At 68.3% G+C, this 23,467-nt stretch carries 26 protein-coding genes; 10 read left to right on the top strand and 16 right to left on the bottom strand.

The window, feature by feature from the left end:
* Positions 1-23: 23 nt before the first annotated feature.
* The 3 genes from EV653_RS34285 to EV653_RS34275 all read right to left on the bottom strand — a co-directional run bounded on the left by EV653_RS34285 (position 24) and on the right by EV653_RS34275 (position 2,980).
* Positions 24-1,043 carry a hypothetical protein gene (locus EV653_RS34285; protein WP_134109197.1) on the bottom strand — a complete coding sequence of 340 codons (1,020 nt, stop codon included), beginning with the start codon at positions 1,041-1,043 and terminating at the stop codon, positions 24-26.
* Positions 1,044-1,111: 68 nt separating this feature from the next.
* Positions 1,112-1,426 (bottom strand): hypothetical protein, encoded by a 315-nt coding sequence (locus EV653_RS34280; protein WP_134109195.1) that lies wholly within the window; start codon positions 1,424-1,426, stop codon positions 1,112-1,114.
* A 12-nt stretch (positions 1,427-1,438) separates the two neighbouring features.
* Positions 1,439-2,980: an MFS transporter gene (locus tag EV653_RS34275; protein WP_238160619.1), complete on the bottom strand. Its 1,542-nt coding sequence runs from the start codon at positions 2,978-2,980 to the stop codon at positions 1,439-1,441.
* 55 nt (positions 2,981-3,035) lie between these two features.
* Here EV653_RS34275 and EV653_RS34270 point away from each other — a divergent pair, with 55 nt between their 5' ends.
* On the top strand, positions 3,036-3,743 hold the full coding sequence (locus tag EV653_RS34270; RefSeq protein WP_134109191.1) for a TetR/AcrR family transcriptional regulator: 708 nt from the start codon (positions 3,036-3,038) through the stop codon (positions 3,741-3,743).
* Here the strand turns inward: EV653_RS34270 and EV653_RS34265 are convergent.
* The 6 genes from EV653_RS34265 to infC all read right to left on the bottom strand — a co-directional run bounded on the left by EV653_RS34265 (position 3,733) and on the right by infC (position 7,757).
* Positions 3,733-4,440, bottom strand: coding sequence for a hypothetical protein (locus EV653_RS34265; protein ID WP_134109189.1), 708 nt, complete (start codon positions 4,438-4,440; stop codon positions 3,733-3,735). The two genes, EV653_RS34270 and EV653_RS34265, sit on opposite strands and share 11 nt — an antisense overlap.
* Positions 4,441-4,611: 171 nt before the next feature.
* Positions 4,612-5,505, bottom strand: a complete 894-nt coding sequence (locus EV653_RS34260) for a CehA/McbA family metallohydrolase (protein ID WP_134109187.1) — start codon at positions 5,503-5,505, stop codon at positions 4,612-4,614.
* Positions 5,502-6,302: a TrmH family RNA methyltransferase gene (locus tag EV653_RS34255; protein WP_134109185.1), complete on the bottom strand. Its 801-nt coding sequence runs from the start codon at positions 6,300-6,302 to the stop codon at positions 5,502-5,504. The genes EV653_RS34260 and EV653_RS34255 overlap by 4 nt, the downstream gene beginning before the upstream one ends.
* Before the next feature lie 19 nt (positions 6,303-6,321).
* Positions 6,322-6,714, bottom strand: a complete 393-nt coding sequence (gene rplT, locus EV653_RS34250) for a 50S ribosomal protein L20 (protein ID WP_130439407.1) — start codon at positions 6,712-6,714, stop codon at positions 6,322-6,324.
* A gap of 79 nt (positions 6,715-6,793) precedes the next feature.
* The gene (gene rpmI / locus EV653_RS34245) at positions 6,794-6,988 is read right to left on the bottom strand and encodes a 50S ribosomal protein L35 (RefSeq protein WP_130439409.1); all 195 of its coding nucleotides are present in this window, start codon (positions 6,986-6,988) and stop codon (positions 6,794-6,796) included.
* 91 nt (positions 6,989-7,079) lie between these two features.
* Complete coding sequence (gene infC, locus EV653_RS34240; protein ID WP_202871947.1) at positions 7,080-7,757, bottom strand: translation initiation factor IF-3; 678 nt, start codon at positions 7,755-7,757, stop codon at positions 7,080-7,082.
* Between the two features lie 336 nt (positions 7,758-8,093).
* Between infC and EV653_RS34235 the strand changes: the two genes are divergently transcribed.
* Positions 8,094-8,531 carry a DUF1844 domain-containing protein gene (locus EV653_RS34235; protein ID WP_238160617.1) on the top strand — a complete coding sequence of 146 codons (438 nt, stop codon included), beginning with the start codon at positions 8,094-8,096 and terminating at the stop codon, positions 8,529-8,531.
* Positions 8,532-8,603: 72 nt separating this feature from the next.
* Here EV653_RS34235 and EV653_RS34230 read toward each other — a convergent pair whose 3' ends face one another.
* Positions 8,604-9,680, bottom strand: a complete 1,077-nt coding sequence (locus EV653_RS34230) for an FAD-dependent oxidoreductase (RefSeq protein WP_134109181.1) — start codon at positions 9,678-9,680, stop codon at positions 8,604-8,606.
* Complete coding sequence (locus tag EV653_RS34225; protein WP_134109179.1) at positions 9,677-10,354, bottom strand: TetR/AcrR family transcriptional regulator; 678 nt, start codon at positions 10,352-10,354, stop codon at positions 9,677-9,679. Before EV653_RS34225 ends, EV653_RS34230 begins: the two co-directional genes overlap by 4 nt.
* A gap of 88 nt (positions 10,355-10,442) precedes the next feature.
* On the opposite strand from EV653_RS34225, the gene EV653_RS42375 reads away from it, so the two are divergent.
* From EV653_RS42375 to EV653_RS34215, 3 genes are all read left to right on the top strand, one after another.
* Entirely contained in the window at positions 10,443-10,976 is a 534-nt protein-coding gene (locus EV653_RS42375) for a hypothetical protein (protein ID WP_238160616.1), read from the top strand.
* Positions 10,973-11,320: a phosphotransferase gene (locus tag EV653_RS34220; protein ID WP_238160615.1), complete on the top strand. Its 348-nt coding sequence runs from the start codon at positions 10,973-10,975 to the stop codon at positions 11,318-11,320. Before EV653_RS42375 ends, EV653_RS34220 begins: the two co-directional genes overlap by 4 nt.
* Positions 11,321-11,440: 120 nt before the next feature.
* Complete coding sequence (locus tag EV653_RS34215) at positions 11,441-11,803, top strand: hypothetical protein (protein WP_134109175.1); 363 nt, start codon at positions 11,441-11,443, stop codon at positions 11,801-11,803.
* A gap of 51 nt (positions 11,804-11,854) precedes the next feature.
* Here EV653_RS34215 and EV653_RS34210 read toward each other — a convergent pair whose 3' ends face one another.
* From EV653_RS34210 to EV653_RS34200, 3 genes are read right to left on the bottom strand one after another with little or no spacing between them, the layout of a single operon-like run.
* Positions 11,855-12,769, bottom strand: coding sequence for a carbohydrate ABC transporter permease (locus EV653_RS34210; protein WP_134109173.1), 915 nt, complete (start codon positions 12,767-12,769; stop codon positions 11,855-11,857).
* Positions 12,766-13,644: a carbohydrate ABC transporter permease gene (locus tag EV653_RS34205; RefSeq protein WP_134109171.1), complete on the bottom strand. Its 879-nt coding sequence runs from the start codon at positions 13,642-13,644 to the stop codon at positions 12,766-12,768. The genes EV653_RS34210 and EV653_RS34205 overlap by 4 nt, the downstream gene beginning before the upstream one ends.
* Positions 13,644-14,936, bottom strand: coding sequence for an ABC transporter substrate-binding protein (locus tag EV653_RS34200; protein WP_134109168.1), 1,293 nt, complete (start codon positions 14,934-14,936; stop codon positions 13,644-13,646). The genes EV653_RS34205 and EV653_RS34200 overlap by 1 nt, the downstream gene beginning before the upstream one ends.
* Before the next feature lie 86 nt (positions 14,937-15,022).
* On the opposite strand from EV653_RS34200, the gene EV653_RS34195 reads away from it, so the two are divergent.
* On the top strand, positions 15,023-16,039 hold the full coding sequence (locus EV653_RS34195; protein WP_134109166.1) for a LacI family DNA-binding transcriptional regulator: 1,017 nt from the start codon (positions 15,023-15,025) through the stop codon (positions 16,037-16,039).
* A gap of 305 nt (positions 16,040-16,344) precedes the next feature.
* Positions 16,345-17,508 carry a glycoside hydrolase 5 family protein gene (locus EV653_RS34190; RefSeq protein ID WP_238160614.1) on the top strand — a complete coding sequence of 388 codons (1,164 nt, stop codon included), beginning with the start codon at positions 16,345-16,347 and terminating at the stop codon, positions 17,506-17,508.
* A gap of 6 nt (positions 17,509-17,514) precedes the next feature.
* Here EV653_RS34190 and EV653_RS34185 read toward each other — a convergent pair whose 3' ends face one another.
* Entirely contained in the window at positions 17,515-18,672 is a 1,158-nt protein-coding gene (locus EV653_RS34185) for a serine hydrolase domain-containing protein (protein WP_166679656.1), read from the bottom strand.
* 63 nt (positions 18,673-18,735) lie between these two features.
* Positions 18,736-19,449: a TetR/AcrR family transcriptional regulator gene (locus tag EV653_RS34180; protein WP_134109162.1), complete on the bottom strand. Its 714-nt coding sequence runs from the start codon at positions 19,447-19,449 to the stop codon at positions 18,736-18,738.
* 162 nt (positions 19,450-19,611) lie between these two features.
* Here EV653_RS34180 and EV653_RS34175 point away from each other — a divergent pair, with 162 nt between their 5' ends.
* From EV653_RS34175 to EV653_RS34165, 3 genes are read left to right on the top strand one after another with little or no spacing between them, the layout of a single operon-like run.
* Complete coding sequence (locus tag EV653_RS34175; RefSeq protein ID WP_134109160.1) at positions 19,612-20,037, top strand: DUF1707 domain-containing protein; 426 nt, start codon at positions 19,612-19,614, stop codon at positions 20,035-20,037.
* Positions 20,034-20,816 (top strand): ABC transporter ATP-binding protein, encoded by a 783-nt coding sequence (locus EV653_RS34170; RefSeq protein ID WP_134109158.1) that lies wholly within the window; start codon positions 20,034-20,036, stop codon positions 20,814-20,816. Before EV653_RS34175 ends, EV653_RS34170 begins: the two co-directional genes overlap by 4 nt.
* 1 nt (position 20,817) lies before the next feature.
* Positions 20,818-23,451 carry an ABC transporter permease gene (locus EV653_RS34165; RefSeq protein ID WP_134109156.1) on the top strand — a complete coding sequence of 878 codons (2,634 nt, stop codon included), beginning with the start codon at positions 20,818-20,820 and terminating at the stop codon, positions 23,449-23,451.
* The last annotated feature ends 16 nt before the right edge of the window (positions 23,452-23,467 follow it).

The raw sequence follows: 23,467 nt of genomic DNA, 5'->3' as shown, positions 1-23,467 counted from the left end.
CCACCCCGCGCGCACCCCGCGCCTCACCCAGGTTGGGGAGGATTTTGCCCCCGATTTGGTACAAGATCCTCCCCAACCTTGCTGGACGGGACGGGAGGGAGGGGGCAGGTGGGGGAGCAGGGGTGGGGGTGGCCGGGCCAGCCGTGGAGGTGGAGGGTGGCGGCTACCTGCGACGCCGCTTGGCATGGCCGGCTGACCACCTGGTAGCCGAAGCGCAGCGTCACCTTGCCGGTCGTCGCGGCGGCGTTGTCCCTGGTCATGTCACGCCAGCGACTGATCGAGTCCGCGTGGCCGGCGCGGCCGTCGAGCTCGACGATCACGTCGTACGGCGTGTACTCCGAGTCCCGATAGACGACTGCACCGCTGTCGGTGGCGCGGACCTGCCGTCGCGCCCGCGGCAGGCCGTGAGCGCGCTCGACGCGCCGGAGGTACGCCTGCTCGAGGAACGACTGAACCCCTTCGGCCGCCTCCGCCAGGATCCGCCCGATGACCCGGCGGCCGGGCAGTACCGGCAGCAAAGCCAGCTCGGCCAGCAATCGCGCCGGTGTCGTCCGGCGCTGCCGACACGCGTCGAACAGTACGGCGGCTCGTTTCGACACATCCTGTTCTGCGCCGGCGGCGATCAGCACCGCGACCTCCAGTCGAACCGCCGGCGGTTGGCGAGACGAGTGCACGAGCGAGGACAGGTCCCGGTGCCGGGAGATGACGATCCCGAACCTCCGACCGACCCGCCGCGAGTGCGGCACTGCGACATGGATCCGGTCGTCCCAGTCCCCTGCGATGCCGTACATACGGAGCGCGGTCGCTCCGGTCAGCGCCGCGCCCAGCCCACATGCCAGCCATGCTGCCCACATCCGGGTCTCCCAGGGCAGCGGTCCGGTGAAGTCGGCGTACACACCTGTATGAACCCGCTGCGCCTGCCGTGCCCGGCAGCGTCCCTGCAGCACCCTGTCGGTGATTCCGTGCGTCATCGCCTGCTCTCGGCTGAACGCTCCCGCCTGGCGCCGACGCACCTCCGCGAAAGTCTCGATGCTCTCCGTCACACCGAACAAGATGCAGTCGTCGCGCCGTTCGCGCTCGGTCCGGTCCTCGCGCTGTGGACAAGAACGACTCAACCCATCCGCCACCTGGTTCGGATGGTGGTGACGAGGATTGCCAGGGAGGTCGCCAGGGCGACGCCGCCGACCGGTAGGAGGAAGAGCGGGTACGTCGGGGTCGGAGTGCGGCTTTCGAGAATGAGGCAGGCTGCCCCGGCGAGGAGGTATCCCGTGGACAGGGCGGCCGACAGGATGCCGGCCGCCTGAGCCCATTTGAGGACGAACCGCTGGGATCTCCACCGACCGACGATCAACGTGACGAGGGCGACCGGTATCAGGCCGAGTACTACGACGAGCATCAGGTTCACGATCCCCTGGGCGTCCTGCATACCCGCATGCTGTCAGTGCACTGGGTCGTCCACTGCCGCCGGAGCGGCGTCCTGCATCTTGGCCTCGTCGCGCGGGAGGAGCACCACCGCAACCACCGCGCCCGCGATCGCCCCGCCTGCGCCGACGGTCATCGAGATCGACATCGCGTCGATGAAGGCATGCTTCGCGGAGCCGAAGAAGTCCGGGCCGAGCGCGAGGGTGTCTGCGATCGACTTCCGAGCCGCATCGGGCACGGAGTCCGGCAGCGCCGACGAGTACGCCGCCGCGAGCACACTGCCCAGTACGGCGACCGACAGCGCCGCCCCGGTCTGCTGCACGGTGTCGTTCATCGCTGAGCCGACGCCGCGGTGCTCCGCCGGAACGGCCTGCATCAACAGCGTGTACGCCGCCGGTCCGGCCAGGCCACCGCCGATGCCCATCACCAGCAGGCCGATGATCAACAGCCCGTACCCGCTCGAGTCGGACACCTGCGTCAGGATCCCGAAGCTGCCCGCGATGATCAGCAGCCCGAGGGAGATCAGCGTCCGGTCCGCTACCTTCTTGCCCAGCGCAGCGCCGAGGCCGTTGAACGCAGCCGCCGCAACGGCGTACGGAATCAGGGCCAGCCCGGCCTTCAACGGGCTGTACCCGAGCACGAACTGCAGGTACTGCGTCAACGCCAGCAGCAACCCGCCCGCCGTGAACGACAACAGCACGATCGAGAAGCTCGTCCCACTGAACCGCCGATCCCGGAACAGCGCGAGCGGCACCATCGGGTGTTCACTGCGCTTCTCCCACAGCGCGAAGGCGGTCAACGCGACCACTCCGACCGCGAGACCACCGAGCACCCGGCCGGAGCCCCAGCCGTGCGCCGGGATCGACACGATCGCCCAGACGATCGATGCCATCCCGACGATCGTCAGCACCGCGCCGACCGGGTCGACGTCACGCGCGGGGCCCTTCGACTCCGGGATCAGCGCCAGCGTCCCGATGATCGCGAGCAGGGCGATCGGGACGTTCAGCAGGAAGATCGAGCCCCACCAGAAGTGGTTCAGCAACACTCCACCGACGGTCGGGCCGGCGACCACGCCGAGCATCGCGACCATCGACCAGCCGGCCATCGCCTTGCGCTGCTCCTCCGGCGGGAACACGGTGAACAGCAGCGACAGCGTGCTCGGCATCAGCAGCGATCCGCCGACGCCCATCAGGAAACGGCAGGCGATCAGCTGCCACGGATTGTCGGCCAGGGTCGCCAGCAGCGAGGCCGCGCCGAAGACCACCAGACCCAGGAGCAGCATCTTCCGCCGGCCGAACCGGTCGGACAGGCTTCCGGCCGTCAGCAGCAGTCCGGCGAACGCCAGGATGTAGGCGTCGATCACCCACTGGATGTCCGCGGGCGTCGCGCCCAGATCGCGCATCAGCGACGGGATCGCCAGGTTGAGGACGGTGTTGTCGACGACCAGGACCATCAGGCTCAGGCACAGGATCAGCAGGATCCACCAGCGACGCGGGTGACCGGTCGCGGCATTCCCGACCGACTCGGATTCGGACGACTCGAACGGTGTACTAGTCACTCGCACACTGTACGACAAACTCGTACGGTGTGCGAGTGCTTTGTAGGATGGGCGCATGAGGGAAACGATCTGGACCCGGCAACGGTCGGCTGCACCGGCGCGCGAGACGCTCAGCCGGGAGCAGATCGTGAAGAACGCGATGGAGATCCTGGACAGCGAGGGCGTCGCCGGGCTGAGCATGCGCAAGCTCGCCGCCCGGCTCGGCTCCGGCGCGACCAGCCTCTACTGGCACGTGCCGACCAAGGACGATCTGATCGACCTGCTCATCGACCAGGTCTGGGCCGAGATCGACGTGCCCGAGCCGGAGCTCGCCGGATGGCGGAGCGGGGCGCTGTTGTTCGGGCACAGCCTGCGCTCCGCCGTACTACGGCATCCGTGGCTGCCCGAGGTGATGTACACGCGGCCGAGCATCGGGCCGAACGCGATGGCGCTCGGCGAGCGTGGCCTGGTGCTGTTCGGAGCGGCCGGGTTCGTCACACCACACGAGGTCGATCTGGCCATGGGCAGCGTGATGTCGTACGTGCTCGGCACGGTCAGCGCCGAGGTCGCGACCCGCGAGATGGTCCGGAAGTCCGGCCGCTCCGAGGAGAGCTGGGTTAGCGAGATGCTCGAGCAGGCGCAGTCCGTCGCGACCGACTACCCGCAGATGCAGGAGTCGGTCCGCCGCCGTACGTCGGTCGACCTGGACGGCGAGCTCACCGAGAACTTCGTCTTCGGGCTCGACGCACTGCTCGACGGCCTGCAGGCACGGGTCAAGAAGTAAGGCCGAACCACGGCTCCTTGGCGAACTCCTCCTCCAGCACCTTCCGATCGCCCTCGTTCGCGACGAGCTTGGTCAGTTCGCGCGCTTTCTCCAACTCTGCGCGTGCGGCAGCTGTGTGACCGGTCGCCGCGAGAGCCCGAGCCAGGGCCTCGCGGGCGAACGGTTCGTCCCAGTCGCTCATCTGCTCGCGGTGCGTCTCGATGAGTTCGAGACAGCGTCGCGCATGCTGCAGTCCGACCTCGATCCGCCCGATGCGGAGCGCGACCCTCGCGATCAGGTGCTCGCCGCGGGCGTGATTGGCTTCGTTGCCCGCCTCTAACCAGTGCAGGCAGGCGGCATAAGCGCCGTACAGCAACCGCTCCTGGTCCTCCAAGGGGCTCATCTCGTCGATCTCTTCGAGCAGGTCCCAGGTCTCGTTGTTCAGCTCGACGCCGAAGTACCGGTGCAGCTCGCGGCCTTCGACCAGCTCGGTCGCGACCTTCTCCATCAATTCCGGCCAGCTGGCCAGGCCGTACTCCCGTGCGATCGTCAACTGCGCATCCCGCAGCGTGAAGGTCGCGTCGTCGTACGCCGGGTGGTGCGCGCGGGCCCGCTCGATCGCGTCGGGCCTGCCTTTGGCGACCGCCTTCCGGAGTTCCTTCGCCCGGGCGCGCAGCTGGCTGAGACTCGCCTTGGCGGGCAGCGGTGTAGTCGACATCAACGGTCCTTCCAGAACAGCCCGCTCCGCTGAATCAGGCCGTCCCGAAGGGTTCACCGGCCGACACAAGTCCTACTCCCACCATCCAGGTGCACTCGGTGCTTGCCGCGAAGAGGAGGCGCCCTGGCGCGCGCTAGCCCAACGCTGACACGCCCCACCCCGAACCGTCAATCAGAACGGCAAGTACATCGGGTTGGTCCGGGCGCGGTGGCCGGTGGCGTCCTCGACGGTGATGCGGCAGTGCCGGCCGCGGAACAAGGCCCATGGGAGGGCGCACTCGGTGAGATCGGTGCCTTGGGCAAGTTCTGCGCCCGGGTGGCCGCCGGTCAGCAGGATCTTCGTTGCGGGTGAGCAGCGGACGACGACCATCTCGCCCTCGATGCGTACGTCGTACAGCTCGGGGCCGGTGCTGGAGTAGAAATGGCCGGCCTTGAGGGCGGTGAGCAGTGCGTCCGGGGCGAGCGTTTCGGCGCGGACCTGGACCCAGGCCTGGCACGGCGGCGGGTCCTGGGGTTGCAGGTGAGCGTCGTCGGCGGCGTACGTCGTCAGCCGGTGACCGCGGTTCAGCAGGACATCGGCAAGGTGCCAGCTGTCGCCGCGGTTCTCGCGGTCGGACAGTGCGTTGTAGACCTCGACCGAATGCGCCGCGTCGAGGCTCTCCGCGTCGACAGCGGTCAGGAGCGACGCCGACGGGTGCGCCATGCCGATGAACGCACCCGCGGCCCGCGCACGTCGCGCCAACTCAGGACCGGTCTCGCTCCCCGACGGCTGGGTGAAGTCGAGCGGGAGGCCGGCCGCGATGATGTGCCATTGCTGGCCGGCTTCCGTCCGCGGAGCGTGGAGTTCGGCGCCGATCAGCGTGGTGAAGTCGTCCGTCCGCAGGTCGTGGGTGTCCGTCACCGGGTACCCGTACTCGGGCCGGAAGTGGTCGGTGATCGCGACGAAGTCGTACCCGGCGCCCCGGTAGACCTGCGCGGTCTCAGCCGGTGACAGGTAACCGTCCGAGAGGTTCGTGTGCGTGTGCAGGTTGCCGCGCCAGAACTGCCCCGGCAGGTCGAACGTCATCGGCGTTGGGCACGGGCAGAGGCGTACAAGCAGACCGCGGCGGCCGTCGCGAGGTTGAGTGACTCCGCGCGACCGTAGATCGGGACCTTGACCGAGTGATCAACGATCGCGTTGATGCCGTCGGGCAGACCGTGCGCCTCGTTGCCGAACAGCCACACGGTCGGCTTGGCCAGCGTCCCGTCGTCGATGCACGTGTCCAAGTCGGTCGCGCCGTACCCGTCGGCGGCGAGCACCTGCAGACCGTGATCGCGCCACGACTCGACGGCCTCGACGATGTCGACGTCGGTGCTGATCGGCACGTGGAAGATGCTGCCGACGCTGGCCCGGACCGCCTTCGGGTTGTGCGGGTCGACGGACTCGGCCGACAGTACGACGGCACCGGCGCCGGCCGCGTCCGCAGTACGGATCAGGGTGCCGACGTTGCCGGGATCGCGAACCTGTACGCCGGCCGCGATCAGCGTGCCGGTGGGCGCGAACGGCACGGTCACCAGCGAGCAGACGGCGACGACGCCCTGCGAGGTGACGGTCTCGCTCAACGCCTCGACGGCGGCACGGTTGACCTCGAACCACGGGACGCCGGCGGCCGCGGCCAGGTCGTGGAGGTCGCGATGACGGGTCGCGACCTCGGGCTCCGCGTACACCTCGACGACGAGCTCGCGGTGCTCGAGTGCTTCCCGGACGGCCTGCGGTCCCTCGACGAGGAACCGGCCGGCTTTACGCCGGAACGCACGAGTGGCGAGCCGCCGAGCCTGCTTGATGCGCGCTGATTGCGCGGTCAGCAGACCGGGACTCGCCACTGTGGTGTAAGGGTGTTGCTCAGGCCGCGGCGTCGGTCTTCGGGGCGTTCACGTCGGCCGGCAGGGCGGCCTTGGCCACCTGCACGAGCGCGGAGAACGCGGCCGGGTCGTTGACAGCCAAGTCGGCCAGGATCTTGCGGTCGACCTCGACCTCGGCCAGCCGCAGGCCCTGGATGAAGCGGTTGTAGGTCAGGTCCTCGGCCCGGACCGCGGCGTTGATCCGCTGGATCCACAGCTTGCGGAAGTCGCCCTTGCGCGCCTTGCGGTCACGGTAGGCGTAGACGAGCGAGTGGGTGACCTGCTCCTTGGCCTTGCGGTACAGCCGCGAGCGCTGGCCGCGGTAGCCGCTGGCCTGCTCAAGTACGGTACGACGCTTCTTGTGGGCGTTGACTGCCCGCTTCACGCGTGCCATGAGGTGTTACTCCTTGTATTTCTGCGCCGGAGAGAGGGTGGCCCACTCGGCGGGGATGTTCGGGGGGTGAGGGTGATGCTCAGATGCCGAGAAGCTTCTTGGCCTTCTTCGCGAACGCGGGTGCAACCTCGACGGTGCCGCTCAGGCGCCGCTTGCGCTTGGACGTCTTCGCCTCGGCGAGGTGGCGGACACCGGTCTGCTCGCGGCGAACCTTGCCCGTTCCGGTGATCCGGACGCGCTTCTTCATCCCCGAGTGGGTCTTCATCTTCGGCATGGCTGTTGTGCTCCTGATTATTTTCGTTGACTCGAACTTCGGTGTGACCGGCTCCGGCTGCTGTGACTGACCTGGCCGCCGGAGCGTTTCGTCACTCCGGGTCGAGGTTGTCGGCCGGACCCTTCGGCTTCTTCGTGGCACCGGCGGCGCGTTCTGCCTCGTGGGCCTGGGCCTGCTCGGCGCGCTCCGCACGCTCCGCCTGCTCCTCGGCCTCTCGCTCGGCCTTGCGCTGCGCCTTCTCGGCTTCCACGTCCACGCGCGCCTCGGACTTCTTCTTGTGCGGTCCGAGCACCATGATCATGTTCCGGCCGTCCTGCCGCGGCGAGGACTCGACGAAGCCGAGCTCGTTCACGTCTTCGGCCAGCCGCTGCAGCAACCGGAACCCGAGCTCGGGCCGGGACTGCTCACGTCCGCGGAACATGATGGTGATCTTGACCTTGTCCCCGGCCTTCAGGAACCGGACCACGTGACCCTTCTTGGTCTCGTAGTCGTGCGGGTCGATCTTCGGCCGCAGCTTCATCTCTTTGATGATGGTGTTGGTCTGGTTCCGGCGGGACTCGCGCGCCTTCTGCGCGGTCTCGTACTTGTACTTGCCGAAATCCATCAACTTGCAGACCGGAGGCCGGGCGGTTGCCGCGACCTCGACCAGGTCGAGATCGGCCTCCTGGGCCAGCCGCAGTGCGTCTTCGATCCGGACGATGCCAACCTGCTCACCGTTCGGTCCGACCAGTCGCACCTCGGGAACGCGGATGCGCTCGTTGACGCGCAAATCAGTGGTGATGGGTCCTCCTGGGTTGAACTAGTACTTGTGCCACCTTGTTATCGCCGCGAGCCCCCCGGAAAACGCGAAAGGCCCCCGTGCGATCACACGAAGGCCCAATTCCCAGATCGACGACGCCCCAACCCCTCCGGGTGGTACGCCGTACGATCGCTGTGATGCTCCGGATGTCCTCCAGAATTTCTCAGCGTTGACCGGGACCCGCCGACTGTTCATCGACTGGGTGGGAGGTGGCCCTCCGCTTAGACCAGAACCGCCGGCGGCCCTTGAATATTCCACTCAGGGGTCACCATCGGACCTGGTCGGTCGCCGTGCAAGAGTAACAGCATGACCGACGCAGATGCCACTCCACGTTCCGGCGCCGAACGCCCTGACGCCGAACAGACCGACGCCGGACAGCCCGACGCCGGACAGCCGGACCCGCTGTCGACCGCTTCCCGCGACATCGCCGAGGTCCCCGCCGTCGAGATCATCTCGACCGCCGCACTCCACCTGATGAGCGCCGCGGCCGTCAACCTCGGCCTGGCCGCCGACCTCCCCGACCACAAGGACCTCGACGAGGCCCGCTCCCTGATCGACTCCCTGGCCGGCCTGCTCGACGCGGCCGCGCCCGCCCTCGGCCACCACCACGCCGCCCCGCTGAAGGACGGTCTGCGCTCGCTCCAACTCGCGTTCCGCGAAGCCAGCAGCATCCAGGACGAGGCCGGACAGGGCCCCGGCGAGAAGTACACCGGAGCCGTGTTCCCGGCCGCCTCCAGCCGCTGACCGGAACCCGCACTGCCGATCTCCGGAACATATTCGCCACCAGGCGCGAAATATCTTCCGGAAACCGCCGGGTCAACCCAGACCGGCGAAGAAGTTGAGGATGCCGGCCGGGGCGTCGGGGGCGAAGGAGATCTCGAGGTTCTGCGCGGACTCGGCGGCCGAAGCCTCGGCGCGGGGGAAGAGCGCCGACTCGTAGGTCGCCAGTGCGGCCTCGGTGTCGTCGGGCTGTGCGATCAGGGCGGCGGCCAGTTCGGCGGCGTCCTGCATGGCCAGGTTCGCGCCCTCACCGGCGAACGGCGACATCAGGTGTGCGGCGTCACCGAGCAGCGTGACGCCAGGGACGCGGCTCCAGCTGTGACCGATCGGCAGGGCGTGGATCGCGCGTGGCGTCAGCTCGCCGTCGGCTTCGTGCACGAGGCGGAGAAAACGGTCGTCCCAGTCCTTGAACTCCGCCAGCAGGTCGTCCTTCGTCATCGCGGTCCATGGCACGTCGACCCGCACGGCGGCGTACACGTGCAGGCGGTCGGGTTCCCGGTGGGCCAGGAAGCCGCGGCCGTCGCCGAGCGCCATCATCATGCCGCCGCCGATCAGGTCGGCCGCGTCCCGGTGGCGCGTCTCGGGGTCGAGCAGATTCAGCTCGGCGAACGAGAGACCCAGGTACGCCGGGGTCGCGGCCGAAACCAAGGGCCGCACCTTCGACCACGCACCATCCGCGCCGATCAGCACCTCGGCCTCGAACGTGCTCCCGTCCACCAGCCGCACCTCCCGATCGGCGGAGATCTCGACAACCTTCGAGCCCCAGCGGATCATGCCGTCCGGCAAGCTGCCGAGCAGCAGAGTGCGCAGGTCGCGACGGTGCACCTCCGGCCGGCCGCTGCCTTCGTGGTCGTGTGACAACCGCAGTACGGCGTGCCGGTCGTAGACCTTCATCGCCTCGCCGCCCGGCATCACCAGGCCCAGGAAGTCGTCGTACAGACCGGCTGCCGTGAGCGCTGCCTGGCCGGACTCCTCGTGGATGTCGAGCATGCCGCCCTGGGTGCGGGCGGTCGGTGAGGCGTCAGCTTCGTAGACGACGGCGTCGATGCCGTTGACGTGCAGGATGCGGGCCAGGGTCAAACCGCCCAGGCCGGCGCCGATGATCGTGATCATGTTGTCTCTCCTTCAGGTCGTGGAGTGGCCAGCACCCCGTTGATCAGCGCACGGATGCCCCACGAGCTCCGGTCCGGCCCCGCTCCGCTGAGCAGGTCCTCCCCCAGGGCCGCGATCCGCGGATACGTCTCCGGCTTGACCGCCCGCAGTACGGCGGCCAGTGCGTCCCAGGCTTCCGGGTCGTCGCCGCCCGCGTGCTCGGCGGCGGTCGAGGTGGCCAGCTGCAGCAGGAGGTCGATCCCCCACGACGCCTGCCCCGGCGGCACGCCGCCCTCGTCGAGCAGGGCGAGGATCGACTCGACCAGACGGAGGTAGTTCGCCCCGGTCGGCCGCGCAGTCACGGCAGATTGGGCGAGGCTCGGATACTCGAACAGCACCAGCGTGTACGACGCCAGCACCGCCTCGAGCCGCTCTCGCCAATCGCCGTCCGCGTCGACCGGTGCCAGGTCCACGGCGCCGAGCAGCTCGTCGAGCACCGCGGCGTGCAGCTGGGCCGTGTTGCGGAAGTAGACGTACAGCGACGCCGGCCCGGTGTCGAGCTCCTTCGCCAGCCGCCGCATCGTGACGCGATCGAGCCCCTCGGCCCGCATCACGTCGACCGCGGCCGCCACGATGCCCCGCCGCGTCAGCGCCTCCTTGGCCGGCCGCTCCCGCCTGCTCCTCGGTTCATCCATGCCACCCAGGCTAACGAACATGTTCGTTACGAACAAGTTCGCCGAATCCGATGGTGCCGGACAGCCCGGCCGACTACGGTCGGCAAACGTGTCTGTTGACGAGATGCCCGCGCCGGTCGCCAAGCTCGACGCCGAGCAGTTGCTGCTGGAGGTGAACGAGCGGTCCGGAGCCGGCTTGACCTTCGTCGGGCGGGCGGCCGCCGGTGAGGTCGGTGCCGGGTTCGTGCGGTGGCCCGACGGACGTGAAGGCGTCCTCACCCGGGGGTTCGGCTCGCTCGACGACCTCCGGCGTACGGCGAGAGTGCTCGACGCGGCGCGCTCGGACGGGTTACCGGTGCCGCAGTACCAACTGCTGACCGAGGTGACCGACGGCGTCGGTGTCGTCCAGGAGCGCCTGCCGGGTCGGCCGCCCGACGTGATCGACCGCGCTCTGCTCGAAGCGATCATCGCGCTGACCGACCGCTTCGCGGACGGGCCGCTGACCTTCCGGTCCCGTCGATGCACCTGCTCGAGAGCGGCCCCGGCTTCTGCCTGCGCGAGTCCCTTCAGCGGTACGACGATCGCACGCGCCGGCTGCTCGACTGGGTCCGCGAAGTCGGCCGCGACGAGCCGAGCGGCATGACCGGCGACGACCTGGTCCACCTCGACTTCCACACCGGCAACGTGCTGGTCGACGAGCGCGGCGAGCTGACCGGCATCGTCGACTGGGACGGCATCGGACGCGGCGACAGCCGGTTCGGCCTCGTCACGTTGCGGTTCGACGCTGAGTCGCGGCTGCAGTTCGACGCGGAGTCGCGGCTGCCGCTCGACTGGTACGACGAAATGCTCGACGACCTGCTCGATCCCGCCGTACTGCGGCTGTACTGGGCGCACATGAGCCTGCGCCTGGTGGACTGGTCGATCCGTCACCACACGCCGGCCGACACCACCCGCTGGCTGGACTTCGCCGAGACGCGGATGAACTGATCGCAACCCGTTTCGGAGCAGATCGAAACCGTTCCGGAACGGCCCACTGCGGGCCGCATCCCTCCTACGTTCGATGGTGAGGCCGCCGACCGGCGGCCACCACTCGGAGGGGATGAGACCATGCGCAAGATCGCGATGACTGCCGCCGGAATCGCCGCTGCTGTGATCGGTACGGGCGTGGCGCTCGCGCCGACCGCGAACGCGGCGACCACCGGCACGGCAACGGCCTGCCCGTCAGGCGCCGTCTGCCTGCGGGAGCCGAACGGCAGCATCCTGAGCAAGAACATCTGGTACAGCTACGGCGCGCACAACCTGTCGAACGTGATCGGCTCCAAGGTGGCGGTCAACAGCCAGACCGGGGGTGCGGGCTTCCAGATCTGCACGGGCTACAACGGCACCGGCTGCGGTCCGGTCTACCGCGAGACCGGCGAGTACCTCCCGCACGACTTCACCCCGATCAACTCGATCGTGCTCGTGCGCTAGTCCGGTAACGGCGTCCGGCTCCGACCTCTGCAAGGGTCGGAGCCGGTCCTGCTATCCCTTGACGGCGCCTTCTTCGACGCCCTTGAAGAAGAACCGCTGCAGCGTCGCGAACACGATCACGATCGGGATGAACGCGATCATCGTGCCGGCGGCGATCAGGCGAGGGTTGTTGCTGAAGGTCCCGGACAGGTACTGCAGGCCGACGGTCAGCGTGTACTTGTTCGGGTCGGTGAGCACGATCAACGGCCAGAGGAAGTCGTCCCACGCGCCGATGAACGCGAAGATCGCGATCACGCTGATCGTCCCGCGCACCGACGGCAGAGCGACGTACACGAAGCGTTGCCAGGCGTTCGCGCCGTCGACGATCGCGGCCTGGTCGACCTCCAGCGGCAGGGCGCGGAACGCGTTGTACATCAGCAGGACGTTGAGCGCGCCGATCATGCCGGGCAGCGCGACGCCGACCAGCGTGTTCGCCAGCCCGAACTCCCGAACCGTCACGTACTGCGAGATGATCGTGACCTCACCCGGCAGCACCAACGTCGCGAGGAACAGTCCGAGCACGATGCGACGGCCGCGGAACTGCAACCGCGAGATCGCGAACCCGGCCAGCGACGCGCCGATCACGTTGCCGCCGACAACCAGTACGGCGACCACCAGCGAGTTCCGCGCGTAGTCCAGTACCGGGATGGTGTCGGTGACTTCCTTGTAATGGGAGAACGTCGGCTGGGACGGCAGCAGCCGCGGGATCCGGGTGTAGATGTCCTCCCCGGATCCCTTCAGCGAGGTCGACAACTGCCACAGGAACGGCCCGATCGTGATCAGCAGCACGAACGCCAGTAGCAGGTAGCGCACGACCTTCTCGCGCGGTGACACCGTGTTGAAGCCGAAAGAACCGCGTCGACGAGCAGGCGGCTTACCAGGCGCCTCGACAACGGCCGGCCGGGCTGGATCGGTGACAACGCTCATGCTTCGGCTCCTCGACGGTTCAGGCGAGCCAGGACGAGCATCGGTACGACGGTGACGAAGAACAGCACGATCGACAACGCCGACGCGTACCCGAGGTTGCCCTCGAAACCCTGGCTGTACTGCTGGATCAGCATCACGACCGAGTTGTCCCGGCCGCCCGGACCGCCCTTGCCGCCGCTGAGGATGAACAGCTCGGAGAACACCCGCAGCGCCGACACGGAGATCAGGATCGAGATCAGGATCATCGTCCCGCGGACGCCGGGGATCGTGATGTGCACGAACCGCCGCAGCGGCCCGGCACCGTCGACCGCGGCGGCCTCGTGCAGCTCACGTCCGACGTTCCCGAGGGCGGCCAGGTAGATGATCATGTAGTACCCGAGCCCCTTCCAGATCGTCAGACTGATTGCGCTCAGCAACAACAGCCACTGGTCGGACAGGAACGGCAACGGCCCGGAGATGAACCCGAGCTTCTCGGCCATCCCATTGACCAGACCGCGGTCGTCGAGGATCCACTGCCAGATCAGCGCCACCACGACGGCGGACGCTACGACCGGCGTGTAGAACGCAGTACGGAAGAAGGTGATCCCGGGCAACTTCTTCTCGACCAGTACGGCGAGCAGCAGCGGCAGGACCGTGAGGAACGGCAGGCAGACCACCATGTAGATGACGCTGTTGAGCAGCGCCCACCGCAACTGCTCGTCGTGCAGCAGGGTCTCGAAGTTCTTCAGGCCCACGAAGTAGCCGCCGCCGATCGGCCTGGCGTTCGTGAACGACAGGATGACGGTGTTGATCGAGGGCCACAGGTTGAAGACGAGCAACCACGCGAGTGCTGGGATCACCAGCACCCACGGGGTGAACCAACGGTGATACCTCATTACTGGGGGAGAAGCTGGTTGGCCTTCGCCACCGCCGCGTCGAGGGCTGCCTGGGAGGTGATCTTGCCGGAGATCGCCAGCGAGATCTGCTGCCCGATGAAGTCGTTGGTCGCGCCACTGATCACCGGCGGCTGCAGGTTCTTGGCCTTGGCCAGCGACTGGAACGCGAGCACCTTCGCGTCGCTCTCCGGCGTACCGTCGGACTTCGAGAAGTACGGGTCCTGGGCGGAGGCCTTGGTGGACGGGAAGATGTTCACGATCTTCGCGAACGCGGCCTGGTTCTCGGCGTTGGTGACGAACCGGGCGAGCGCGATCGCGGCGGCCTGGTTCTTGGTCTTGGCCGACACCGACAGACCCTGCACGTACAGCGGCGGGGTGTCGAGTGCGGGCGACGGGACGACCTTGCCCTTCAGGGACGGGTTGTCCTTCTGGAAGTCCTGGATCGCGTTGCCGCCACCGGTCGTCCAGGCGACCTTGCCCTGGGTGAAGAGCTTGGAGTTGCCCAGGTACTCGTTGGTGAGGATGTCGCGCGGCATGTAGCCGGCCTTGTACGCGTCGCGGTACTTGTCCAGCAGCGCGGCGGCCTCGGGGGTGTTGAAGACGAACTTCTTGCCGTCGTCGGACAGGATCTTGACGCCGGCGTTGGTGAAGTCGCCGATGCCCGGCAGGCGGCTCATCAGGTACTCCTTGCCGCCGGTCTTGTCGTGCATCGTCTTCGCGGCCGCGAGCAGCTCGTCGAAGGTCTTCGGCGGGTTCTTCACGTCCAGGCCGGCCGCGGCGAACTTCGTCGCGTTCCAGTAGTCGATGTCGGTGTTCAGGTACCACGGGTAGCCGAACGTGCCGTTCATCCCCTGGTACTCGTAGGCCTGGACGCCGCCCTCGACGTACTCGTCCTTGATCTTCGGGTCGGCGGCCGCGACGTCGAGCAGCATGTTCTGCTTGGCCAGGCTGAGCGCGAAGTCCGGCGGCAGGTTGGTGACGTCGGGCAGCTGGCCGGCCGAGGCCTGGCTCAGCACCTTCTTGTCGTAGCCGTCGCCGGGCTGGTCGAGCCAGGTCACATGCGTGCCCGGGTACTTCGCTTCGAAGGCCTTGATCACGCCCTCGACGTACGACGTGAACTTCGGCTTCAGCGCCCACGTCTGGAAGCTGACCTCACCGGTCACCTGGGCGTTCGCGTCGACGGTCGGCTTGGCGCCACCGCTGCCGGAGTCCTCGGATCCGAGGCCGCAACCGGCCAGAGTGAGAGCGGCGGCGGCAAGACTTGCCACGAGCGCCGGACGGCGTCTACGCATGGAATCTCCTGGGTTTGATAAACCGGTATAGCTCCTGCACTATCGGGGATCGTAGAATCCGCTGTCAAGGGTGAGAGGGGATCCACGTGGCCAGACCGACGATCGCGGATATTGCGACCCGGGCGGGGGTGTCCAAGGGTGCGGTGTCGTTCGCGCTGAACGGGCGGCCCGGTGTCAGCGACGCGACCCGCGAGCGGATCCTGAAGATCGCCGAGCAGATGAGCTGGCGGCCGCACAGCGCGGCGCGGGCGCTCGGAGCATCGCGGGTCGACTCGGTCGGGATGGTGATCGCGCGGCCGGCGCGGACGCTGGGGGTCGAGCCGTTCTTCGCGCACCTGCTCTCCGGCGTACAGTCCGGCCTGTCCGCGGAGTCGATCTCGCTGCAGCTGCTGATCGTCGAGGACACGGCCGCCGAGATCGAGGTGTACCGGCGCTGGGCCTCCGAGCACCGCGTCGACGGCGTGATCCTGGTCGACCTGACGGTCAAGGACCCGCGGGTCGACGAGCTCAAGGCGCTCGAGCTGCCTGCCGTCGTCATCGGCGGCCGGGGCGGGAAGGGCGCGCTCGCGTCGGTCTGGGCCGACGACCGCGACGCGATGCTCTCGATCGTGGAATACCTGGCCGCGCTCGGCCATCGCCGGATCGCCCACGTCGCCGGTACGCCGATCTTCCAGCACACGCAGCGCCGCATCCGGGCGCTCCGCGACGCAGCCCCACGCCTGGGGCTGGTGGACGCCCCGTCGTTGACCACGGACTTCAGCGACGCGGAGGGCGCCGCGATCACGCGCAAGCTGCTGTCCCAGTCGGAGCGACCGACTGCGATCGTCTACGACAGTGACGTGATGGCGGTCGCCGGACTCGGCGTCGCGATGGAGATGGGCGTGTCGGTCCCCGGCGACCTGTCGATCGTCGCGTTCGACGACTCGATCCTGACGCAGCTCATGCACCCGGCGCTGACGGCCCTGTCCCGGGACACCTTCGAGTTCGGCCGCCAGGCCGCCGAGGTGCTGCTCGAGACCATCGCCGACCCCGCCCAGGTGATCAACCGCCGCACCGCCGACCCGGTCCTCACGGTCCGCGAGTCCACCGCTCCCCCCAGCTGACTCACCGGCACCCCACCCCGGCCTACCCGCGCACACCCCCATCCTGACCGCCGGCCCGCCCAGCCACACGGCCCACGCACACGAGCCCGACCCCGCCCAGCCCAGGTACGTCTCAGGGGTCAACCCCCGAGACGGTCGGTTGCGGACCCAGATTCTGACTCCGCAACCGACCCTCTTAGGGGTCAACCCCTGAGAGGGCGGCGGCGGCCGCTGGGTGGGACGTGGGCGGACGGGTCGCTGTCGGGCGGGGGTGTCGGGATTGGCGCAGTTGCCCTGACGGCCTAAACCGATTTAGCATCCTCGACATGCCTTCGGTCCCCCGGTTCGGTGCCAACTACGTCCCCTCCAGCGGCTGGTTCTACAGCTGGCTGGACTACGACGGCGCCGCAGTACGGCGGGACTTCGCCGACCTGGCCGCGATCGGGCTGGACCACGTGCGGGTGTTCCCGGTCTGGCCCTGGATCCAGCCGAACCGGGCGATCATCCGCGAGCGTGCGATCGCCGACCTGCTCGACACGATCGATGCTGCCGCCGAGCACGGGCTGACCGTCGCGGTCGACCTGATCCAGGGTCACCTGTCCAGCTTCGACTTCCTCCCGTCCTGGGTGCTGACCTGGCACAAGAGCAGCCTGTTCGAGGATCCGACGGTCCGCGACGGCCTCACGGCGTACGTCGGCACCGTGGCACGCGCGGTCGCGACGAAGCCGAACGTCTTCGCGATCACGCTCGGGAACGAGGTCAACAACCTCTGGCCGGACAGCCCGACCACGCCTGACGCCTCGACCGCCTGGGCGCGGGATCTGCTGATCACGTTGAAGAAGGCGGCGCCGGACGTGCTCGCCCTGCACTCCGTGTTCGACGACGCCTGGTACAAGGCCGATCATCCCTTCCACCCCGTTGATGCCGTGGAACTGGGTGATCTGAGCACTGTCCACTCGTGGGTTTTCAACGGGGTCTCACGAGTGGACGGTCCTCTCGGGCCGGCCACGCTCACCCACGCCGACTACCTGGTTGAGCTGGCTCACGCCGCGGCGCTCGACCCGGCGCGGCCCGTCTGGCTGCAGGAGATCGGCGTACCCGGGCCGGATATCCCCACGGACCTGCAGGCCGAGTTCACCCGCCGTACCGTCGAGACCGTGCTGCCGAACCCGGCTCTGTACGGCGTGACGTGGTGGTCGTCGCACGACATCGACCGGAGCCTCCTCGACTTCCCGGACCGAGAGTACGACCTCGGTCTGTTCACGGTCGACCACGAACGCAAGCCGGCCGCCGAAGCCCTCGCCGAACTGATCGCCGACGTCAGAACCCATGGCATTCCGGAGCAGCCGGCCGCCACGACGCTGACCGCACCGGTCAACCTTCGCACCGAGCCGCAGCGCCGGCCGGAAGTTGCCCCCGGCAGCGAATTCCACCTGCGCTGGGTCGAAGCCCGCGCGGCCGGCCCGGTGCGGATCGCCCTACCTAGCTAGTCCTGCCTAGCCGGTGAGGACCTGACGCAGCTCCTGGTTGACGTTTGCCCCGGGAGTCGGGTCGTAGTTGCTGAGGTGTACTGCGGTCCAGCCGCGGCTCGGATACCACTCGGCGCTCGTGCTCACGCCCGGCGCCCCGCCGAGATGGCCGGTGATCAGCGCGCCGTTGATGATCGCGCTGTCCGCGCCGTACCCGACGAAGTTGATGACTTGCGGCAGTCCGGACTTGGCCGGCAGCGTCCCCATCGCGAACTTCGGGGTGACGAACACGTCCCGCCATGTCGTGCTCAGCAGCGTGCCGTCGTTCAGGGCCTTCACGAAGCGCACCAGATCGGACGCGGTCGCGAACGCGTTGCCGGCCGGGCTGCCGATGACGCCGAACATGTCTGTGTCGAGGGCGTCGTACCGCTTGCCTGATTCATCGGTGGGATACGGATGCGCGAAGCGGCGGTCGGTTCGCCACTGGGACAGCAGGGTGAAGTCGGCGGAGGTCATGCCGGCCGGGCGGAAGACGTGCTTGCGGATGTAGTCGTAGTACGACTCGCCGGAGACTTTCTCGACGATGCAGCCGAGGACATGAAAGCCGGAGTTGCTGTACTTGCTGGCCGTACCAGGCGCGAAGGCGAGCGACTCGGTGCGGATGTACCGCAGGGTCCCGTCCATCATCTGGCGGGGCGTCGTCCAGGTGGACGATTCCTCGAAGTAGCCCGCGAGCTGCATGTAGTCGCCCAGGCCGGACGTATGGGTGAGGAGGTTGTGCACCGTGACCTTGTTTGCCACCTCGGCCTTGAATCCACTCAGGTACTTGCCGATCGTGTCGCCGAGATCCAGCGCGCCACGCTGGGCGAGCTGGGCGATCGCGGTCGCGGTGAACATCTTCGTCACCGAGGCCAGGCAGTACCTCGTGTCCGCCCGGTTGCGTACGCCGTTCTTCCTGTCGGCAAAGCCGATCGAGCGCGACAGCACAGTGCGGTCGCCGTGGATCAGCAACACCGTGCCGGAGAAACGGTCCTCGGCCGCGAGCTGATCAAGGTACTTGTCCAGCTGGCCTCGGACAGTCCCGGTGTCGGCCGCAGCGGGAAGAGCCCAGCTGCCTCCGACGACTGCCGGTGCGACGGCCAGGCCGGTCCGCCCCAGGAACGAACGCCTGCTCTGGATTGCCAAGGGAGTTCTCCTGACGTGATCGATGACCACTGAGATCCAACTCGCCAGGCTGTTTCCCCGGCGTTACCGCTTGGCGATCAGTACGTCGATGCCGTCGAGGATCCGCGCGAGCCCGAACTCCAGGTCGTCGTCGAGGCCGTCCTCGTACTCCTGGTTGAGGTACACCGACGTCAGCGTCGGGTAACCGCCTTCGATCAGCCGCGGCACCAGGAACCGCCCGACCTGCTCCGCCTGCACCGGCGCGTCCGCACTCGAGCCGAGCTGGCGGGCCAGGCTGGCGTAGTTCCGCACGTATCCGCTCAGCAGCAGCAGGCAGCCGAGATTGTCGTGCTGGCTGAGCCCTGTCGCGGACAGAGCCGTGAGCATGGCCTCCACCCAGCGCAGCTGGTTCGGCGTCACCGGGGCGCCGCGGATCGGCACGTCGAGCAGCCACGGCCGTTCGGCGTACAGCTTGACCTGCGCGTCGACCCAGGCGATCGCCGCCGGCCGCCAGCCTTCCGGTAGCTCGGGTGGGAGCCCGACCGCCTTGTCGTTCACCAGCACGATCAGCTCTTCTTTTGACCGCACGTAGCGGTACATCGCGTTCGTGGTGACGCCGAGGTGTGCCGCGATCCGCTGCAGCGAGATCGCCTCGAACCCGTCCCGGTCGCCGAACTCGATGCCGGTCGCGACGATCTGCTCGATCGACAGCGCCGGCTTCGGCCCGCGCCGCTGGACCGGCAGCACACCCCAGGACAGCGCGAGCCCCGGCGGCAGCTCCCCGTGGTCCTCGGTCATGTCTCCCATCCTGGCGTACGACGGCCGTGGAGCGGGCCGATCGCGCTGAAGAGCGGTGGAAGAGGGGTGTTAGCACCACCTCGGAACGGGTCCTGAGCACCGGGCGGACGAAACTGTGCAACCCCTACGCTTTTTCACATCGACCTCCTGAAAGGCACCCACATGTACACGCTCCTCGAACCCCTCCTGACGCCCGACCAGATCCAGCTGACCGACGCCGACCGCCGCGCCGCCGTCGCCAAGCTCGACAGCGCCGTACGGCAGGCTGTACTCACTTCGTCGCAGGCCAGCGATCGGCAGTTGCAGTTGCTCACCGCCCAGACCCGGGGCGAGCTCCGCACGATCATGGCCGGCGTTGCCGACGCGACCCCGCCCCGCGGGCTGACCACGGCGCTGCGTGCATTCACCGGCGTGTGGCTGGTGACCTGTGTGGTGCAGTTCGTCATCTGGGTGGCGCTGGCGATGTTCGGTCACTTCGACGGACCGTGGTGGCTCTGGTCGGACCTCGGTCTCGGCGCGGTCGTCGCGATCCTCTGGTGGACGAACGAGTCGTACCACCGCAAGTCCGACGTACTGGTCGCGCCATGAGTGTGCAGCTGACCGACGTTCGCAAGGTGTACGGCACGGGGCCTGGCGCTGTCGAGGCGCTGGGCGGTGTCACTTACGGCTTCAAGGCGGGCACGTTCACCGCGGTGATGGGACCGTCGGGCTCCGGCAAGAGCACGTTGTTGCACTGTGCGGCCGGGCTCGACGTACCGACCTCCGGCGATGTCTCGCTGGTCGGGCGGTCGCTGCGCGGTCTGGATGAGACTGCGCTGACGGAGCTGCGGCGCGAGGCCGTGGCGTTCGTCTTCCAGTCGTTCAATCTGATGCCGGCGCTGACCGTGCGGCAGAACGTCGTACTGCCGCTGACGCTGGCCGGGAAGTCGCCGGACGACGCATGGGTGACCGAGGTCATCCGGCGGGTCGGGCTCGATGCGCGGATGAAGCACCGGCCGAGTGAGTTGTCCGGCGGTCAGCAGCAGCGCGTCGCGATTGCGCGAGCGTTGGCCGGACGTACTGCGGTCACGTTCGCGGATGAGCCGACCGGGGCGCTCGACACGACCACTGCGCTTGAGGTGTTAGCGCTGCTTCGCGATCAGTCCCGCGAACTCGGTCAGACGACCGTGATGGTCACCCACGATCCGGTCGCGGCGTCGTACGCCGACCGCGTGGTCTTCCTCGTCGACGGCCGGATCGCTTCCGAAACCACCCACCCCACCGCCGAGTCAGTCGCCGCGGAACTCGCCCACCTGAGCGCCGGCCGCACGCCGGACGGGCGCACCCGCGGTGGAGCCGGCGGCCGCTTCGCACCCACGGAGAACTGACATGTTCCGCCTCGCCGTCACCACCCTGCGATACCGCACCGCCGCCTTCCTCGCGATCTTCGTCGCAGTCCTCTTGGGCGGGGCACTCCTGGCCGCCGCCGGGGGTCTCCTGGAAACCGCCCTACGCCTCAACGCCCCACCCCAACGCCTCGCGGCCGCGCCGATCGTCGTGGCCGGCGACCCGGCGTACCACCCACCCAACGGCAGCGGCTCCGCTCCCTTCCCCGAACGCCACCGCGTAGACGCCGCGCTCGTCGCCAAGCTCGCAAGCACCCCGGGAGTCGCAAAGGCAGTCGCCGACAGGTCATTCCCAGCCGCCGTGACAACGGCAGCCAGTCAGCCGGCCACCGGTCAAGCAACTGCTGGTCAGGCAACGGCTGGTCACCCAGCCACCGGTCAGGCAACGGCTGGTCAGCCAACGGCTGGTCAGCCAACGGCTGGTGAGCCTGCCGCTGGTCAGCCGGCCGGCGGTGCGACCGCTGGGGCGCCGGATCCCGAAGGCGGCCATACCAAACCGTATGGTATGGAGCTGGCGGGGCACGGCTGGTCGGCGGCGGCGCTGACGCCCTACGAGTTGACGGCGGGGAGTGCTCCGCGTGCCGGGCAGGTTGTGCTGGACCGGCGGCTGGTCGGGGCTGCTGTGCCTGGGGAACGGGTGACTGTGGTTGTGGGGGGTGAGCCGCGGGGGTTTGTGCTGGCGGGGGTTGCGGTGGCTCACCGGCAGGTTGATGTGCCGGCGGTCTTCTTCGCGGATGCGGAGGTGCCCGCTGGGGTGGATGCGATTGGGGTGTTCCCGGCGGACGGTACGTCGGCTCGCGAGTTGGCTGACCGGCTTGAACTGCCGGCGGGCGTGAAGGCGTACATGGGGGACGACCGCGGTGTCGCGGAGTTTCAAGGGATTGCTACGAGTCTGCCTCTGATCATCATGTCCGGCGTCTTCGGTGGGATGGTGGCTGTGGTGATGGCGCTCGTGGTGTCGGCGACGATCGGGTTGTCGGTGCGGCAGCGGCGGCGTGAGCTGGCGTTGCTGCGGGCAAGCGGTGCGACACCGCGTCAGGTCGGCAAGATGGTCATCGCGGAGACCATGGTGGTCGGCGTACTCGGGCTCGTCCTCGGCCTGCTCTGCGGACGGCTTGCCGGCAACTGGATCTTCGGCATGCTGGCGAACGGCGGGATCGTGCCTCCCCAGCTCCGGTACGACCAGGGCCCGCTTCCCTTCGCCGGCGCGGCCATCCTCACGTTCGCAGTACTGCGCATCACCGTCGGATTCGCCGCGAACCGCGCCGCCCGGATCCGTCCGATCCAGGCCGTCGCGGAGGCCGCCGTACCGAATGTCGCACTCAGCCGCATCCGCGTCATCATCGGCCTGGTCTTCGTCGGTGCCACGGTAGCGATCGCGTTGTCCACCCCGTTCATGGGTCCGACCAACGCAGCCGCGATCGGCGGCCCCGCCGGTCTCACCGGCTCGATCGCCGTCGCAATCCTTGCCCCACTCGTGATCCAGCGAGCGCTCGTCCCCCGCATCACCCGACTCGTCGAGAAGCGCGGTACGAGCGGAGTTCTCGCGGTCATCAATCTCCGCGTCCGGGCAGTGCAGTTCGGCGCGATCCTGATCCCGATCACGATCGCGACAGCAATTGCCGTAGGCAACATCTACTCGCAGACCACCCAGCAGAAGGCGGCCGTCGAAGCGTTCACCAGCAACCTGGCCGGCGACGTCGTCATCACCGGCGGCATCCCCGCCTCCCTGACCAAGGCCGCCGGCGAACTCCCGGGCGTCACCGCATCGTCCGAACTCGTCCGCAGCAAAGGCTGGATCGAGCAGCCGTACGACGCCTCCCACACCAGCGACGCCTGGCCCCTCCTCGGCCTGAGCGGCCCTATTTACAAGGACAAAGTCACCAAGGGATCGCTCGACGACCTGACCGGCAACACCATCGCCTTGCCGCCGGGTACGGCGAAGAGGCTCAAGGTCGACGTCGGTTCGGAGATCGGCCTGCGTTTGGGCGACGACGCTCTCGTCAAGGTCAAGGTGGTCGCCCTGGCAGAAGGCCCGTCCGGGTACCAATCCCTCCTGCTCCCCGCGCAACTCCTGGCCGCCCACACCACGACCGGTCTGCCGAGCCAGCTGGTCCTGAAGACCACCGACAAGCTCCACCTGGACCTCTCGAAATGGCCCGGTACGACGATCGGAGGCCGGGAACTGCTCGCCGACGGACTGGACACCGGCCTCGGCGTCGACGCCTGGATCGGCTACCTGCTGGCCGCGATCGCGGTCGCCTACACCGCAATCGCGTCAGTCAACACGATCGCGGTCGCCGTACTCGACCGACGCCGCGAGTTCGGCCTTCAGCGCCTGACCGGATCGACCCGCCGCGAGGTCTCGCGCATGCTCGGCCTCGAGGGTCTGCTCATCGCAGCGCTCGGGCTCGTCAGCGGGCTGATCACAGCGGCGTTCACCGTGCTCCCGATCGCGATGGCCACCCGAGGCTGGCCGATCCCGTCCGGCCCGGTCTGGGTCCTCATCGCCTGGGTCGCGGTAGTCCTCCTGCTGGTCCTCCCGACCACCGCGATCACCGGCCGCCTCGCAATGCGCCCCAAGCCGATGGACGCGCTCAGCTCACCCGTCGGCTGATCCGCTTTCCGGAAAG

The organism is Kribbella pratensis (assembly GCF_004365355.1).
Taxonomy (GTDB): Bacteria; Actinomycetota; Actinomycetes; order Propionibacteriales; family Kribbellaceae; genus Kribbella.
This window is presented reverse-complemented; position numbering and strand designations above follow the sequence as displayed.